The following is a 15,552-nucleotide window of genomic DNA, read 5'->3' as shown; positions in this document are numbered from 1 at the left end:
TTGATAACCCCATGCAAAAGCCCGTTTGACGGTGACCCTATTGCATGGATTTCACCAGAGGGAAAGCCCCGAACCCAAGTTGTTTTCCCCTGCGGGCTTCTGCCACGCCCGAAAACGACGCAAGCAATGCAAAACGTGCCGCTGAATGCCCTTTCCCTTTGCGTTCAAACCCATATGTTCGCCGGCATACGCGCGAATACAAAGGCAGGCCATTCATGACCACCGATCCTCTTGTCGTTTTTACCCCGTCCGGCAAACGCGGACACTTTCCCGTTGGCACGCCAATCCTGACGGCAGCGCGCCAGTTGGGTGTCGATCTTGATTCAGTCTGCGGTGGACGCGGTATTTGTTCGAAATGTCAGATCACCCCCAGCTATGGCGAGTTTCCCAAGCATGGCGTGACCGTCTCGGAGGACGCGCTGAGCGAATGGAACGCGGTTGAACAGCGATATGACGACAAGCGAGGCTTGAAACCCGGGCGCCGTTTGGGCTGTCAGGCCTCGGTTCAGGGTGACGTGGTGATCGACGTGCCTCCTGAAAGCCAGGTTCACCGTCAGGTGGTCCGCAAGGCCGCCGCCGCCCGCGCCATCACCATGGACCCTGCAACACGCCTGTATTTCGTGGTGGTGGAACAACCCGACATGCACTCGCCCACAGGCGATCTGGAACGGTTAGAACGCGCCTTGCGCGAACAATGGAAGATCGATGCGATTACCGCCGATCTGTCGCTGATGTCCAAGCTGCAGCCAGTGCTGCGCAAAGGGAAATGGGAGGTCACGGTCGCCGTCCACAAAGGCCACAAGGACAACGTAGCCCGTATCGTCGAAATTTGGCCCGGCCTGCACGAACATGGGCTTTACGGTCTGGCTATCGACCTCGGCTCGACCACCATCGCTGCGCACCTGACCGATCTGGAAACAGGTGAAGTCAAGGCTTCTTCCGGCCTGATGAACCCGCAAATTCGTTTCGGCGAAGACCTGATGAGCCGCGTGTCTTACGCCATGATGAATCCCGGTGGCGACAAGGAAATGACTCGGGCCGTGCGCGAAGCGATCAACGATCTGACCACTTCAATCGCTGATGAGGCCGGGATCGATGCCGCTTTGATCGTCGAAGCGGTGTTCGTCTGCAATCCGGTCATGCACCATCTTTTGCTGGGTCTGGACCCAGTCGAACTGGGTCAGGCGCCATTTGCGCTCGCGACGTCTGAAAGCATGTCCCTGCCTGCGCATGAGATGGACCTGACCACGATGAATCCGCGCGCGCAGGTCTACATCCTGCCGTGTATTGCGGGCCATGTGGGTGCGGACTGCGCTGCCGTTGCCCTATCCGAGGAACCCGGCAAGTCCGACGATCTGGTACTGATCGTGGATGTGGGTACCAATGCGGAAATCTTGCTGGGCAACACCCACCGCGTTCTGGCCTGTTCGTCACCCACCGGCCCCGCATTTGAGGGTGCCCAGATCAGCTCGGGCCAGAGAGCCGCGCCCGGTGCGATTGAACGAATCGAAATCGATCCTGTCACCAAAGAACCGCGTTTCCGCGTGATCGGGTCCGAGAAATGGTCGAATGACGAAGGCTTTGATCAGGACATTGCCACCACGGGCATCACCGGTATCTGCGGCTCAGGCATTATCGAGGCCGTGGCCGAGATGCGCATTGCAGGTCTTCTGGACGAAAGCGGGCTGATCGGCTCGGCCGCGCAGACGGGCACACCGCGTTGCGTTCCCGAAGGCCGCACCAACTCCTATCTGATCCACGATGCCAGCGCCGAGGGCGGTCCGCGTATCACAGTAACTCAGGGTGATATCCGTGCCATCCAGTTGGCTAAATCCGCGCTCTACGCCGGAGCGCGTCTCCTAATGGATGAGATGGAGGTTGACCGTGTGGATCGCGTGGTACTTGCCGGTGCCTTCGGCGCGCATATTTCGACCAAACACGCGATGGTGCTGGGTATGATCCCTGATGCACCGCTGGAGAAGGTCTCCAGCGCGGGTAATGCCGCTGGAACCGGTGCCCGGATCGCGCTGTGTAACATCGGATCGCGGGCCGAGATCGAACGCGTGGTGCGCGAGATCACCAAGGTCGAAACGGCAATCGAACCCAAGTTTCAAGACCATTTCGTCGCCGCCAATGCGATCCCGCACAAAACCGATCCGTTCCCTGAATTGGCCCAGGTCGTCACCCTGCCCGCTCCGTCCTTCAATACCGGCGGCGGGGATGATGAAAAATCTGGCCGTCGACGCCGCCGGCGGTCATAGTCGCCCCATCCACAGGAGGCGAATATGACATCAGTGAACGAGGAACAGGCGGAATTCTGGGGAAACTCGGAACAAGGCACCAAATGGCTGACCTTTGAGGATCAGCTTGACCACGCCTTCGCGCCCGTTCTTGATCTCGTTCTGGACCGGGCCGCCCTGTCGGCGGGTATGCAAGTGCTGGATATCGGATGCGGCACAGGCGTCAGTGCAATCGCAGCGGCGCGCGCGGTTGGGGCCGAAGGACACGTATTGGCGGCCGATATATCGCAGCCGTTTCTGGACCGCGCAGCCAAACGTGCTGAAAGCAACGGGATACAGACTATCACTTTTCAGCACGCGGATGCGCAAATCTACGCGTTTGAACCCGGACAAATGGATGCCGCAATCTCCCGGTTTGGTGTCATGTTTTTTAGCGACTCGATCGCAGCATTCCGAAACATCGCCTTGGCACTGAAACCCGGTGGGCAAATGACGTTCGCTTCCTGGGGGCCATTGGACGTCAACCCGTGGTTCAAGATACCCCATGTCGCCGCCGTTCGGCGAATGGGTCAACCGCCCCGCGTAGACCGCTATGCGCCCGGGCCGCTGGCGTTCCACGACATCGACCATGTCAAAGGTCTGATGACCCAAGCGGGGTTGTCTGAAATAACCGGCGACGCGATCACAGTGAACCTGACGGGTTTTGGCGGCGTTGAAGGCACGGCGAGGCTGGTGACACGTGTTGGTCCTGCGGGCCGTGTTGTTGCTCATTTCGAAGGGAGTGAGGCTGATACTGACGCCATTCAACAAGCGGTCGCAGAAGAGTTCCGACAGTATCAGTCTGGTTCGGAGATCCTCATCCCAGCGATGATCAACCTCTATCAGGCCCGACGCGCAGAATGATTGGAGCGGGTAGCGGGAATCGAACCCGCGCGTTCAGCTTGGGAAGCTGACAGGCTACCATTACATCATACCCGCCGCTGGGCATTGATTAGCACTGCTCTTTACTGGGGTTCAAGGGTCAACAAACGCTGACGAAGCCAAAAGGCCGGATCAAAAAATCCGGCCCAATCCATTGTTTTATTTACCTTAAGCGCGGCGACGACGGCCACCGCCACGACGTCCGCGTGCACCCTCGCCTTCGGCTCCGGCCTCGGCGGGTGGTTTGTTGAACCTGATCCACTCACCGCCATGTGCGTCGTTGTTGGTCAGCAGGTTGGCGGCGCGGATGGCCTCCATCTCTTTGCCCGCACGTGGAAGGGTCGAACCCAGACCGAACATCTGTACAAAGGTTTCGTCGTCCATATCCTTGGGCAGAATGATACCGGCGGCAGCAACGGCCTCTTTCTTTTCAGCAATCTTCTTCTGCGTAACCGGCAGAGCCACCGGGTTCATGATCGCTGAAGTCATTCCAGCACCCATTGCCATCGGCAGGAAGGCGTTGTTGATACCGTGACGGTTCGGCAGGCCGAACGAGATGTTGGACGCACCGCATGTTGTGTTCACGCCCAGCTCTTCCCGCAGACGACGGACCAGAGCAAACACCTGCTGGCCAGCAGTTGCCATCGCACCAATCGGCATGACCAGCGGATCGACCACGATGTCATGAGCCGGGATGCCGTGATCGGCGGCACGCTCAACGATGGTTTTGGCGACGGCAAAACGCACATCGGGGTCTTCCGAGATTCCGGTGTCATCGTTCGAGATCGCCACAACGGGTACGTTGTATTTCTTGACCAGTGGCAGAACCAGTTCCAGACGCTCTTCTTCACCGGTGACCGAGTTCAACAGCGGACGACCTTCCGCCGCCTCAAGACCGGCTTCCAAAGCGCCCGGAACCGAGGAATCGATGCAAAGCGGAACATCAACAAGCCCCTGCACCAGCTCGACGATCTTGGTCATCAGCGGCGGCTCGGTCTCGTTCGGGTTGGGATTCGAGTTGTAGACGACACCTGCGTTGATATCCAGAACGGTCGCGCCTGCAGCGACCTGCGCCAGAGCATCCTTTTCGACTGTCGAGAAATCGCCTGCTTCCAATTCGGCAGCCAGTTTCTTACGGCCCGTTGGGTTGATCCGCTCACCGATAACGCAGAATGGCTCGTCAAAGCCCAGAACGGCAGTTTTTGTTTTTGATTCTACGACTGTACGGGTCATGTCCGTTCCTTAGGAGTTAACCGGCTTTGCCGAAGCGCCGCCGTTGTTGATCGCCCAGTTGGCGTTGGTCTTGATCCCGCCCAGCGGGAAGAAGTGTACCTTGGTGATATTGAAATCCGGGTTGGCTGCCTTGTGATTGGCCAGTTCGGTGACCACATCGGTTGGCTCGTAAGGCAACAGCAGCTTGGACACGTCCATGGCGCGCTTCTGCAGGACTTTCAGCGATGGACCAACGCCGCAGGCGATAGCGAATTTGATCAGCGTCTGCAGCTTTGCCGGGCCCGCGATACCGATATGGATCGGCAGATCAATACCCGCTTCTTTCAGGCTATCTGCCCAAGCGATGATCGGCTTGGCGTCGAACGCAAACTGAGTGGCCAGCGCCATTTCGGCGTCGGTGGTTTCCGAAAACTTCTGCTTCCAGCGCAGCGCGTCATCGACATTCTTGGTCGAGCCGTCGGGATCGATATCCTTGTTGCCTTCGGGGTGACCGGCTACGTGCAGTCGCTTGAACCCCGCCTTGTCGAACAGTCCGGTTTCCAGCAGCTGCATCGAGCTGTCGAAATCACCATGCGGTTTGGCGACCCCACCGGCCAGCAGAAGCGCCTGCTCGACACCCGCTTCACCCTGATACATGGAAATCCAGTTTTCCAGCGTCGCGGCATCCTTGATGATCCGTGCCGGGAAATGCGGCATGACAGGGTAACCTTCGGCCGCGATGCGCTTGGCGGTTTTGACCATGTCTTCGATTGGCGTGCCCTCGATATGGGCGATGTAGACACGGGTGCCTTCTGGCAGCAGCGCGCGGAAATCTTCGACCTTTTCCGCAGTGCGCGGCATCACCTCGATCGAGTAGCCCTGCAAAAAGGCTTCGACGGTCGGGTTCACAGGGCCGTTTTCGACCGCATCACGTTTCTTGAAGTTCAGCAAAGCCATAGCGGCCTCCCATAAAGATCTGGGGCTCATGCCCAACCGTCATTGGCGATCAGGGTCTTGATACGGTCCTGATCGTACTCTGTTTCCAAACGCGCGGCCTCGGCTTCGGCAATTTCGGACGGGTCGCCCTCAACTGCGAAAGGCTCGGCTTTGCGCCACTCGGCCAGATAGGCATCACTTTCCTTGGCGTTCACCTTCATTGCGGCCCGGTCGATGGCTTGTTCAAACCGCTCTTCCAACTGCCGCTTAGCGCCACGACGGCCCTTGCCGACGATGACTTGGGCGGGAATATCGCGCCAATATACGATGGTGACGTCAGGCATTACCGTGATTCCTCCTAACCAGATGGACCGGTTCTAAACTTCAATGTGGGTCCAAGTCGGTCGATTTTCGACATACGGCGTATTTGCAGCGACCTTTTTGCCCACGGCTGCGTACCGCAGCTTTTAATGCCTTGGTGGGCAAAACCGAACATCAAAATCCTAATGACTTTAATGAGCGTCTTGCGTGATCCAATTGCGCGACCTATGGTCGGGGTAACTCGAAAATCGGAGGGCGTTTAAGATGGCGCCCAAGCGTCCCAGAGGTGCGGGCGCGTTCCCGAAAGCGGTCGAAAGCCCCGCGCCGGCAAGACCCGATCCAGATGCGTTATATGCGGCACTGGATTTGGGGACAAATAGCTGCCGCATGTTGATCGCCCAGCCCAAGGGCAGTGGATTTCATGTGGTGGACAGCTTCTCCAAATCGGTGCAGTTGGGTGCCGGTCTGGAACGCACCGGGCGATTGTCGCGGGCGTCCATGGCACGTACCGTTCAGGCGCTGCGGATTTGTCAGCAAAAACTCAAGCGTAACAAGGTCAAGCGCATGCGCTTGATAGCAACCGAGGCTTGCCGTCGCGCCAAGAATTCCCGCGATTTCATCCGGCAAGTTAAACGCGAAACCGGCCTGACGCTCGACATCATCCAGCCCGAGGAAGAAGCACGTCTGGCTGTGATTTCCTGTGCACCGCTGGTGTCGACCAAGACCGAGCAATTGTTGGTCGTCGATATCGGCGGCGGCTCAACCGAATTGGTCTGGATCGACATCTCCTCTGTTCCTCGTCGGGATCGGCCTGCCGCGATTATGAGATTGCATAACGGGTTCCACACACCAGAAAGCCCTTTCCCTGCGGCCAAGGTGGTCGATTGGATCAGCGTCCCGCTGGGCGTGGCAACATTGCGTGATCAGTTCAACGACGTCGAAGACGATGCCGCGCGTTTTGCGCTAATGAGCTGGTTTTTCGAAGAAAATCTGGCCGATTTCGCACCTTACAAGGATGAACAGGCCCGCGAAGGGTTTCAGATTGTGGGCACCAGCGGAACGGTGACCACTGTCGCCGCCTCACACCTTGGCCTCAAGCGCTATGACCGGACGAAGGTGGACGGATTGAGGATGACCAGCGATCAGATTGACAAGGTGATACGAGGCTATCTAGAACTCGGCCCTCGTGGGCGCCGCCGTGATCCCCGGATCGGAGAAGATCGGCAGGCCCTGATCATGTCCGGCTCGGCCATCTTGCAGGCGCTGTTGCGCTGCTGGCCCACCGATCGCCTTTCTGTGGCGGACCGTGGGCTGCGCGAGGGTTTGCTTTATGCGCAAATGAGTGCGGACGGTGTATTGGAAGACGGACCGTTCTGATGGCGAAGACACCAACTGGCAAAAGCAACTCGGGTCGCGGGCAACGCGACCTGAAGGTGAAGGTCAAGACAGCGCGCGGGCGCAAGCTCAGCTCGACCCGCTGGCTTGAACGGCAGTTGAACGACCCCTATGTCAAACGCGCGCAGGTCGAAGGCTATCGCGGACGCGCGGCATTCAAGATACTTGAGTTGGACGACAAGTTCCGGTTTCTCGTACCCGGCGCGCGCGTGGTCGATCTGGGTTGTGCGCCCGGTGGCTGGCTGCAAGTCGCCGTGAAACGCGTCAATGCACTCGGCGAGAAAAGCGCCAAGCGCGTCGGCACCGTTCTGGGAGTTGACCTTCAAGAGGTTGAGCCCGTCGCCGGCGCCACCGCGCATGTCCTTGATTTCATGGAAGATGACGCCGATCAGAAGGTCAAGGACTGGCTGGGTGGCAAAGCGGACGTGGTCATGTCTGATATGGCGGCTGCGTCTTCGGGCCACAAACAGACTGACCACCTGCGGATCATGGCCCTGTGCGAAACGGCGGCTTATTTCGCGTTCGACGTGCTGGAAGAGGGCGGCACTTTCGTTGCCAAGGTGCTTGCTGGCGGGGCTGAGGGGGACCTTCAGAAACTGCTCAAGCAGAAATTCAACAAGGTTGCCAATGTGAAGCCTCCGGCCTCACGTTCTGATAGTTCCGAGAAGTTTGTTGTCGCCACCGGCTTCCGGGGTTAAGCGGCGTTAATCCAGATCGATCTTTCCCGGCGCTATGCTCTGTTTCCGCAGAGACGCTGTAGCTATGCCTTGCAGCAATAGTGCTTCGCCATGATTGATATCGACAGGCTTGCGCGCGCGCAGCTCTTCAATACGCTGGTCAAGCGTTGTTTTACGAGCCGCCGTCAGCGGCTTTGCGAAGGTAGCGGTGCGATCCGGCATACATCACCTGTAGCAATCCGAGTGCTGATACCGGTTGGCTAACCGTAGAATGCGCCGCGAAGATGGCGCAATTCTGCCAGTTCCATGCCAGCTATCTCCCGAGTTCCTGCGCAAGTTGCACTAAGTTCGGATCATCGGGAAGCACTAACAAGGCCTCGTCCAATGTCGCCAACGCAGCCTGAACACCGCGATTGATGTGGGCAAGTTGAACCAGCATCGGCCAAGCCTCAACGCGCTGCGGGTCGAGCGTTACAACCTCTCGGAACGCACGTTCTGCAGCCGGTGCGTTTCTGAGCGTAAGCGCCCAACCACCCAACACCAAATGGGTCTCAGGAAAGTCCAAACGATTGGAAATGCTACGTTGCCAATCCGCCATGCCCTGCTGCGCGCTTGCGCGTTGGTCTTGCGTCATGGCCTGCGCTGGGATCGATAAGAACTCTTTCGCAGCCGAGATGCGTACATTGCGCGTGGGGTCGGATAACAACGGCTCTAACCGCGAAGCGCGCAACTGGGCAGGAACCTGACGCTGCAGTACCGGTCCATTGGCACGTATCAGTGGGTCCGGATCGGCCAGCAACGGTGCCAGACGCTCGGCAAGATCAGGCGTTGCAAAAGGTTGCAACAAATACAGAGCGGTTGCGCGAACGATACCTGCCTGCCCTTCATCCAGAGCGATCGCGACCAGCGTTTCAGGGTCGTCCAATTGACCACTGCCTGCTGCTGCAAATGTCGTGCCATAATGCGCCACTCTATAGGATGATTCCGGGAACCAGAGTTCAATCTGCTGCGCCGCCCAAGACTGATCTTCATCCGCATGGCAATCGGTGCAGGCATCAGTTCCGAGCCCCAGATCAGGGCGGGGAATGCGGAAGCTGTGATCGTGCCTGCCATCTACCCCCATATAGACACGCTCGATCATGTGGCAGTTCTTGCATTGGCCACCCGCAGAATTTTCAGCATGTTGGTGATGCGCGGGCGTGTCATATTCGGCCAGCCGAAGGGTCGGGAAATCCGGGTTGCCAGCGGGGGAGTGGCATTGGGTACACAACCCATTACCCTCGGCTTTCACCTCAGCCCGGTGCGGATCGTGGCAATTCATACAACCCACCCCTTCTGCATACATGCGCGACTGCAGGAATGAGCCATAAACATAGACCTCGTCCAAAATCTGGCCATCTGGGTGATACAAACCCGGTCGCAGCAACGCCAGGTTATAGGCGTCGTGATACGGCTTGCCGGGAAGCGGATTACCATCTTCCAACGCCTCGCGCCGGGAATGACAGCCGGCGCATTGCTGAATTTCCGCTTCTGTCTGCCCCCTGCCCCATGTCGTAGGGAATCCGAACTCGCTCAAACCGTCTTGCAACACTTTTCCGGTCGTCCACTCCAAATGCGCAGAACCCGGCCCGTGGCAAGCCTCGCACCCGACACCAATTTCGACCTGTGTCGAGGCATAGCGCCTTTCCTCAGAGTCGTAGTTCTTCACATAGCCGGTCGCATGACACTCGGCACAGCGGGCGTTCCAATTTTTGTACGGACCGGTCCAGTGCAGCCCATCATTCGGAGGCAGATCCTGATCCGGGTAAAGGTGGAACCAACGGCCCTTTTCGACGTCCCAAACCACATCAAAACTCTGCAATCGGCCGGGTTCGGTTTCGAAAAGATATTGCTGTAGCGGCGCGATACCAACCACTGAATGGACCGGATAGGTCGTTGTAACGCCGTCCTTTTCGGTGACCTGCGCCGTAAGAGCTCCATCTTGATCCGCAAAGGCCACGCTCATTCCGTCATGCGAGAAGCGTGTTCCATCGAAATCAGCCTTAACATGGCCGTCCTCCACCTCGGTCCAGGCAAGCGCATGGTATGAGCTTTCCCAGGCTTCGGTTTCTTCCTTATGACAATCCGAGCACGCGTCTGATCCAACATAGTCCTGCGCCTGCGACTGCTGCGCGGTCGCCCAAAGGATCGCGGTCATCACGATAGCGCGGAGATACATCATTGCCCCTCTTCGTTTTGCAAATCGATAAGCGCACCGTTGTATTCGGCCCCGAGGATCAGCATGGCCGAGCATAAGTACAGGAAAATCAGCGCTGCCATTGCCCCTGCAAGCCCGGCATACGTCGCGCTATAGGTCGCAAACTTGGCGATGTAGATTGAAAAGCCCCATCCACCTGCAGCCCACAAAGCCAATGTCAGGATTACGCCCGGCAAGATTTGTAGTAGGCTGTGCCGTCGGGTGGGCAAGATCAGATGGGCCAAAAGAACGGTGCCAGCTGGGACAGCCACGGTAAAGGTCCATCGCAGACGATCCACCGACAGCCAGTTGTCCACATCCACTGCCGTCTTTTCCGAAACCAAACGGGTATAGACCGGCAGAACGACTTCGACCGCCGCGATGGCCAGAATGGCAGCACCGCCGATTATGACCAGCACAAAGCACAGCAGTCGGGTCTTCCAGAAGGGCCAATTGTCCGTGTCGTGATAGGCCTGCGCCATCGCCTTTCGCACGGCGGCGACTCCGTTCGAGGCAAAGTAGATCGCCAACAAGCCACCCAAAGTGATCACGCCCGAGCCCGCACCGGCCAGAACAGCACGCAGTTCTGAAACGATGGGATCGGCCACGTCTTTGGGCCAGGCGCCAAATATCAGTTCGATCAGTTCATCGGTCACATAGCCCTGTGACAAGGCCCCTGCCAGCGCAACCGTGAACAGAACGAATGGAAACAGGGCCATCATCAACGACATGGCGACGTGGCTGCTCATGACGAAGCCGTTTTTGTCATTAAATCGGCGCACAGCAAGCCAGAGCGCACGCAGGAATTGGCCGAACGAGGGAATCAAAACAGTTGGCATTGCGCTAGCCTAGCCTGCCTTTTCCTTTGGCAGAACCGCCAATCGGATCAGGCCACCGATTTCATGCGTATAACCTTCTGTATGGATTGCATAAACCCGCCAGCCTGTGCAGGATCAATCAAAACACATCCAGGCAGCACTCAGACCAAGGCCATCTTATGACCTCTGACCCAGAAAACAGCCCATCCCGTGCGCGTCCGCAACTGAGCGTATTGCGGGATGTAGCGATCGTGGCCACGCTAATGGTGCTTGGCCTCTATGCAGGGGCAAACTTTCTGGTGCCGTTGACCATGGCGTTACTGGTCAACGTGCTGATCCTGGCCCTTAGCGACCGGGTCATTGCAGTGACGCGGGTGCCAATCTGGTTGGCGAATGTCGCGGGAGTAACAGTTGTATTGGCCGGTTTGTTCATGATCATGTACATTCTGGGCAGTCAGGCCACGCAATTTGCACGCTCGATCAACACCTACGAAAGCCAGTTTGACGGGGCTGTTCATAGAATTACCGGGTTGGTCGGCAACGATGTCACAAGTTTTATCCGAGACAATCTGGTCAGCATCGATATGTCCTATGTCGCTCGGATATTGCTGGGCAGCGCCACATCACTGCTTAACCAGTTCTTCCTAATCAGCCTCTATGTCGCCTTTCTGATGGCCGAGCGGTTGGCCTTTCGCAAGAAAATCCAGCTTGCCGCCGGCAACCCACGGCTGGGGGCTGACCTGGCCTTGGTTCTGGATGCGATTTCGTACAGCCTGCAGCGATATGTCGGCGTGAAAACCTTTATCAGTCTGATCACCGCCACCATCAGCTACGCCGTATTCAAAGCGCTGGGTCTGGAATATGCTGAAACCTGGGCCGTGCTGACTTTCGCCCTGAATTTCATCCCGTCAATCGGTTCGATCATCGCCGTTATCTTTCCCGCAATGATCGCTCTGGTTCAGTTTGAGACGATCGGGCCATTTCTCGTGATCGTTCTGGGGTGCGGCACACTACAGTTTCTAATCGGCAACTTTCTGGATCCGGCTATGCTGGGCCGATCGCTGAACATGTCGACCTTCCTAGTGATTTTGGCGTTGACCTTCTGGACTACGGTCTGGGGTCTGATCGGAGCGTTCCTGAGTGTGCCTTTGACCGTCTGCATCCTGATCATCTTCAGCCACATCCCCGCGCTGCGCCCCGTCGCGATCTTGATGTCTTTGGATGGAAGGCTTGGCGAGGATGATCGGTCGTCAACCGAACATTCGGCTTGAACGTCCGTCAACTTTGACAGCTAGCGACGAGGGCGCGTCGATCTTTCAACCTCAGCCGACCATACCCGCCTTCGATCAAGTCCAATTCGATAAGCCTGTGTAATGCTCTGTGAAGCGTTGGCGCAGAGACTGCAATCATAACCGCCAGCTCTTCCTGCGAAACCGGTATCCAACCCTCTGCATCGGATGTCACCTCATCCAGATGCAGCAGCCTCAAAACCAGCCGTTTCTCGGTGCCGGTCACCGCAAGATTGGCTACGATACGCAGGGCTTTTTGCATGTTTTCATGACTCAAGGCGTAGAAATCCCGAACAAAGTCAGGAGAATCCTGCACCAAGCGTTCTAGCCGCGAGGCCGGCAAGAAAAGCGTCTCGGTTGGCCGAGTCGCTACCACGCTGATCAGCCGATGTGCAGTCGCAAACAACGCGAGATCGCCGATCCAAAAGCCACGTCCCTCTTGGTGTATGACAAATTCCTGACCGTCATCTGCGGGGACGGTGATCTTAACACTACCATCCAATACAGCGTGGATCCCGTTGGCGGGATCACCCTGGACAAACAAAGCTTCGTCAGCACCGTAAGTTCGGCGCACGGCGCTGCGCATCAGAGCATCCTGAAAGGCGGGAGATCTGGTTTTGAACCAGGAACTTTCCTGCAGCGCGTCTAGATCAGTTTCAATTAGTGCCATCTATATATTTAAACTTCATCATATGATAAATTTCAATCAGGCTCACTGGCCTACATTACTTACACACGAATCCCGCAATCTGGCTATTTTCGCGGGATATCCAATGCTTAACGACTGCAACTAATCCTATTCTGGACACAAGTCTCAGATAGTTCACAGGGACAAATTGTCCACAAGTTCAGGAGTAAAACATGTTAACTACAACCCGGTTCTTGGAAAGCTGGCGTATCGGACTGCGCCGTACCGCAGCAGCGTCGATTGCCGTTCTGGTCGCACTGCCCGCATGGGCGCAGGATCAAAAACCCAACATTCTGGTCATTTGGGGCGATGACATCGGCCAATCCAACATTTCGGCCTACACAATGGGCCTTATGGGATACCAGACCCCCAATATCGACAGGGTCGCCGATGAAGGCATGATCTTCACCGATTATTATGGCGAGCAATCCTGCACAGCTGGCCGCTCATCTTACATCATGGGCCAATCGGTGTTCCGGACTGGACTGTCCAAGGTTGGCTTGCCTGGCGCTAAAGAAGGGATGCAGATCGAAGACCCCACGATTGCAGGGTTGCTTAAGGATCATGGGTACGTGACCGGCCAGTTTGGCAAGAACCACCTGGGCGACAGGGATGAGCACCTGCCGACAAATCACGGATTTGATGAGTTTTTTGGGAATCTCTATCACCTCAATGCCGAAGAAGAACCCGAGCATGAAGATTATCCCGGGGACGCGGTTCTGCCCGACGGGCGCACGTTCCGCGAGGCCTATGGTCCGCGCGGTGTGATCAAGTCCAGCGCAGGCGGCCCCATCGAAGACACCGGTCCACTGACACGCAAACGCATGGAAACGGTGGATCAGGAAACCCTGGAAGCTGCCGTTGAGTTCATTCGTGAGGCCAACCAGAACGGCACACCATTCTATGTCTGGTGGAATGGCACACGGATGCATTTCCGCACCCATGTCGGGGAAGAAATGCGCGAAACAGCCAACGAAATTCTAGGTAGTCCGGCCGATGAATACACGGCGGGCATGATCGAACACGACATTCAGGTCGGCCAACTGCTTGATCTGCTGGACGAACTCGGCATCGCCGACAACACGATCGTTCATTATTCCACCGATAACGGCCCGCATTACAACACATGGCCGGATGCCGCTTCGACACCGTTCTGGGGCGAAAAGAATACCAACTGGGAAGGCGGCTGGCGCGTACCATCCATGGTGCGTTGGCCCGGCAAGATCGAAGCGGGTTCGATCTCGAACGAAATCGTGCATCACATGGACTGGCTGCCCACCTATCTGGCGGTCGCTGGCGACCCCGAAATCAAGGAAAAGCTGAAAGCCGGCTATTCCTCACCTGCCATGGGTCGCGACTACAAAGTGCATCTGGATGGCTACAACATCTTGCCGTTGCTGACCGGTGAGACCACTGAAAGCCCCCGCCGTGAAATCTTTTATTTCACGGATGACGGCGACCTGTCCGCTTTGCGTTTTGACGACTGGAAGCTGATCTTTTTGGAGCAAAAAGCATGGGCCACCCTGCGCGCATGGATGGAACCATTCACGGAGCTGCGCGTGCCGATCATCGTGAATCTGCGCCGCGACCCTTATGAGCGTGGATACCGGACATCCAACACATACTATGACTGGATGATTGACCGGGTGTATTTCCTAGTACCGGCGCAGCAATATGTGGCGAGTTTCCTGAGTACTTTCCAAGAGTTCCCACCACGCCAGAAGGCGGCAAGCTTCAGTCTGGATCAGGTAATGCAGAAATTGGCCACACCGACTTCGAACTAGAAAACAAGACAGGGGCCGCCGTAAAGCGCGGCCCATTTTTCCAGTATCAGAGGCTATTAAATGAGATTTCTCAAACTCACGGCGTTTATAGCCACCGTCCCCTTAGTGGCGTTCGCAGACCCCCTGCCCAGCTGGACCGACTCGGCATCAAAACAGCAGATCATCGACTTTGTTGACGCGGTCAGCGACCCGGCGAATGAACTCTATGTCACTCCCGCCGACCGGATTGCGGTGTTTGACAATGACGGCACGCTCTGGGCTGAACAACCGGTCTATTTTCAGTTCATATTTGCCATGGACCAACTGGCAGAGCTTGCTAAACAAGACCCATCGATCTTATCGACTCCAGCGTTGAAAGCGGCTGCTGAAGGTGATCTGAAAACCATTCTGGAAGGCGGGCACGACGCTCTGATCGAAGTGGTCAACGCATCGCATTCCGGCAGCAGCGTTGAAGTATTTCAGGCGTCGGTGGCCGATTGGCTGGACACTGCACGACATCCCGAGACCGATCTGCCCTACGACCAGATGACCTATCAGCCGATGGTCGAGCTGTTGCGCTATCTGCGGGATGAGGATTTCAAAACTTATATCGTTTCAGGCGGAGGCCTGCATTTCATGCGTGTCTTCGCCGAACAGGCCTATGGCATCCCGCCCGAACAGATTCTGGGCACCTATGGTGAGACCACGTATGACAATGTGGACGGCACGCCTGTAATCAACAAGGCCCCCGGCATCGCCTTCATCGATGATAAAGAAGGCAAACCTATCAATATCGAGCGCACCATCGGCAAGCGCCCCATATTTGCCGGGGGAAACTCGGACGGGGATTTTGCCATGCTTGAATGGACCACCGCAGGCGACGGGCCACGGCTGGGCGTTTTGATCCATCACACTGATGCGGATCGTGAATGGGCCTACGACCGCGAAAGCCCGATTGGACGGCTGGTCGATGGGTTGGACAAAGGCCCGGATATGGGATGGGTCATTGTTGATATGGCCAACGACTGGTCCCGCATCTACACTGGGGCAAACTAA

14 protein-coding genes and 1 tRNA gene are annotated in these 15,552 nt (G+C 57.0%); 7 read left to right on the top strand and 8 right to left on the bottom strand.

Annotated elements, in window-relative coordinates; all coding sequences use genetic code 11:
- Nucleotides 1-215: 215 nt before the first annotated feature.
- On the top strand, nt 216-2,261 hold the full coding sequence (locus ACR0MP_RS04920) for an ASKHA domain-containing protein (protein WP_170734988.1): 2,046 nt from the start codon (nt 216-218) through the stop codon (nt 2,259-2,261).
- Nucleotides 2,262-2,285: 24 nt separating this feature from the next.
- Nucleotides 2,286-3,143, top strand: a complete 858-nt coding sequence (locus tag ACR0MP_RS04915) for a class I SAM-dependent methyltransferase (protein WP_480887023.1) — start codon at nt 2,286-2,288, stop codon at nt 3,141-3,143.
- A gap of 1 nt (nt 3,144) precedes the next feature.
- On the opposite strand, the gene ACR0MP_RS04910 is transcribed toward ACR0MP_RS04915, so the two are convergent.
- The 4 genes from ACR0MP_RS04910 to ACR0MP_RS04895 all read right to left on the bottom strand — a co-directional run bounded on the left by ACR0MP_RS04910 (nt 3,145) and on the right by ACR0MP_RS04895 (nt 5,653).
- Nucleotides 3,145-3,218, bottom strand: a tRNA-Gly gene (locus ACR0MP_RS04910).
- 111 nt (nt 3,219-3,329) lie between these two features.
- Nucleotides 3,330-4,394, bottom strand: coding sequence for a methyltetrahydrofolate cobalamin methyltransferase (locus tag ACR0MP_RS04905; RefSeq protein ID WP_480887021.1), 1,065 nt, complete (start codon nt 4,392-4,394; stop codon nt 3,330-3,332).
- A 9-nt stretch (nt 4,395-4,403) separates the two neighbouring features.
- A complete protein-coding gene (locus tag ACR0MP_RS04900) occupies nt 4,404-5,330 on the bottom strand; it encodes a methylenetetrahydrofolate reductase (RefSeq protein WP_170393017.1) in 927 nt (308 codons plus the stop codon).
- A 26-nt stretch (nt 5,331-5,356) separates the two neighbouring features.
- Nucleotides 5,357-5,653, bottom strand: a complete 297-nt coding sequence (locus tag ACR0MP_RS04895) for a virulence factor (RefSeq protein ID WP_170734983.1) — start codon at nt 5,651-5,653, stop codon at nt 5,357-5,359.
- 241 nt (nt 5,654-5,894) lie between these two features.
- Here ACR0MP_RS04895 and ACR0MP_RS04890 point away from each other — a divergent pair, with 241 nt between their 5' ends.
- Together ACR0MP_RS04890 and ACR0MP_RS04885 are read left to right on the top strand one after the other, a co-directional pair.
- Entirely contained in the window at nt 5,895-7,007 is a 1,113-nt protein-coding gene (locus ACR0MP_RS04890; RefSeq protein WP_170393015.1) for a Ppx/GppA phosphatase family protein, read from the top strand.
- Nucleotides 7,007-7,723, top strand: a complete 717-nt coding sequence (locus ACR0MP_RS04885) for an RlmE family RNA methyltransferase (RefSeq protein ID WP_170646108.1) — start codon at nt 7,007-7,009, stop codon at nt 7,721-7,723. Before ACR0MP_RS04890 ends, ACR0MP_RS04885 begins: the two co-directional genes overlap by 1 nt.
- Before the next feature lie 6 nt (nt 7,724-7,729).
- Here the strand turns inward: ACR0MP_RS04885 and ACR0MP_RS04880 are convergent, their stop codons facing one another.
- The 3 genes from ACR0MP_RS04880 to ACR0MP_RS04870 all read right to left on the bottom strand — a co-directional run bounded on the left by ACR0MP_RS04880 (nt 7,730) and on the right by ACR0MP_RS04870 (nt 10,777).
- Nucleotides 7,730-7,924, bottom strand: coding sequence for a hypothetical protein (locus ACR0MP_RS04880; RefSeq protein WP_170734981.1), 195 nt, complete (start codon nt 7,922-7,924; stop codon nt 7,730-7,732).
- Nucleotides 7,925-8,015: 91 nt separating this feature from the next.
- Nucleotides 8,016-9,920 (bottom strand): cytochrome c3 family protein, encoded by a 1,905-nt coding sequence (locus ACR0MP_RS04875; RefSeq protein WP_170735812.1) that lies wholly within the window; start codon nt 9,918-9,920, stop codon nt 8,016-8,018.
- Nucleotides 9,920-10,777 carry a YihY/virulence factor BrkB family protein gene (locus tag ACR0MP_RS04870; RefSeq protein ID WP_170393012.1) on the bottom strand — a complete coding sequence of 286 codons (858 nt, stop codon included), beginning with the start codon at nt 10,775-10,777 and terminating at the stop codon, nt 9,920-9,922. The genes ACR0MP_RS04875 and ACR0MP_RS04870 overlap by 1 nt, the downstream gene beginning before the upstream one ends.
- A 158-nt stretch (nt 10,778-10,935) precedes the next feature.
- On the opposite strand from ACR0MP_RS04870, the gene ACR0MP_RS04865 reads away from it, so the two are divergent.
- Nucleotides 10,936-12,027, top strand: a complete 1,092-nt coding sequence (locus ACR0MP_RS04865; protein ID WP_170393011.1) for an AI-2E family transporter — start codon at nt 10,936-10,938, stop codon at nt 12,025-12,027.
- Nucleotides 12,028-12,034: 7 nt separating this feature from the next.
- On the opposite strand, the gene ACR0MP_RS04860 is transcribed toward ACR0MP_RS04865, so the two are convergent.
- On the bottom strand, nt 12,035-12,631 hold the full coding sequence (locus ACR0MP_RS04860; RefSeq protein WP_480893699.1) for a Crp/Fnr family transcriptional regulator: 597 nt from the start codon (nt 12,629-12,631) through the stop codon (nt 12,035-12,037).
- Between the two features lie 275 nt (nt 12,632-12,906).
- Between ACR0MP_RS04860 and ACR0MP_RS04855 the strand changes: the two genes are divergently transcribed.
- Nucleotides 12,907-14,517: an arylsulfatase gene (locus ACR0MP_RS04855; RefSeq protein WP_255612093.1), complete on the top strand. Its 1,611-nt coding sequence runs from the start codon at nt 12,907-12,909 to the stop codon at nt 14,515-14,517.
- Nucleotides 14,518-14,577: 60 nt separating this feature from the next.
- The gene (locus tag ACR0MP_RS04850) at nt 14,578-15,552 is read left to right on the top strand and encodes an HAD family hydrolase (RefSeq protein ID WP_170405881.1); all 975 of its coding nucleotides are present in this window, start codon (nt 14,578-14,580) and stop codon (nt 15,550-15,552) included.

The organism is Ruegeria sp. K3 (assembly GCF_056531845.1).
Note: the sequence above shows the minus strand (reverse complement) of the source record. Positions and strands in the feature narration are given on the sequence as shown.

Coding starts and splice junctions, on each gene's coding strand:
- ACR0MP_RS04920 (WP_170734988.1), top strand. CDS start 216: ATGACCACCGATCCTCTTGTCGTTTTTACCCCGTCCGGCAAACGCGGA.
- ACR0MP_RS04915 (WP_480887023.1), top strand. CDS start 2,286: ATGACATCAGTGAACGAGGAACAGGCGGAATTCTGGGGAAACTCGGAA.
- ACR0MP_RS04905 (WP_480887021.1), bottom strand. CDS start 4,394: ATGACCCGTACAGTCGTAGAATCAAAAACAAAAACTGCCGTTCTGGGC.
- ACR0MP_RS04900 (WP_170393017.1), bottom strand. CDS start 5,330: ATGGCTTTGCTGAACTTCAAGAAACGTGATGCGGTCGAAAACGGCCCT.
- ACR0MP_RS04895 (WP_170734983.1), bottom strand. CDS start 5,653: ATGCCTGACGTCACCATCGTATATTGGCGCGATATTCCCGCCCAAGTC.
- ACR0MP_RS04890 (WP_170393015.1), top strand. CDS start 5,895: ATGGCGCCCAAGCGTCCCAGAGGTGCGGGCGCGTTCCCGAAAGCGGTC.
- ACR0MP_RS04885 (WP_170646108.1), top strand. CDS start 7,007: ATGGCGAAGACACCAACTGGCAAAAGCAACTCGGGTCGCGGGCAACGC.
- ACR0MP_RS04880 (WP_170734981.1), bottom strand. CDS start 7,924: ATGCCGGATCGCACCGCTACCTTCGCAAAGCCGCTGACGGCGGCTCGT.
- ACR0MP_RS04875 (WP_170735812.1), bottom strand. CDS start 9,920: ATGTATCTCCGCGCTATCGTGATGACCGCGATCCTTTGGGCGACCGCG.
- ACR0MP_RS04870 (WP_170393012.1), bottom strand. CDS start 10,777: ATGCCAACTGTTTTGATTCCCTCGTTCGGCCAATTCCTGCGTGCGCTC.
- ACR0MP_RS04865 (WP_170393011.1), top strand. CDS start 10,936: ATGACCTCTGACCCAGAAAACAGCCCATCCCGTGCGCGTCCGCAACTG.
- ACR0MP_RS04860 (WP_480893699.1), bottom strand. CDS start 12,631: ATGCGCAGCGCCGTGCGCCGAACTTACGGTGCTGACGAAGCTTTGTTT.
- ACR0MP_RS04855 (WP_255612093.1), top strand. CDS start 12,907: ATGTTAACTACAACCCGGTTCTTGGAAAGCTGGCGTATCGGACTGCGC.
- ACR0MP_RS04850 (WP_170405881.1), top strand. CDS start 14,578: ATGAGATTTCTCAAACTCACGGCGTTTATAGCCACCGTCCCCTTAGTG.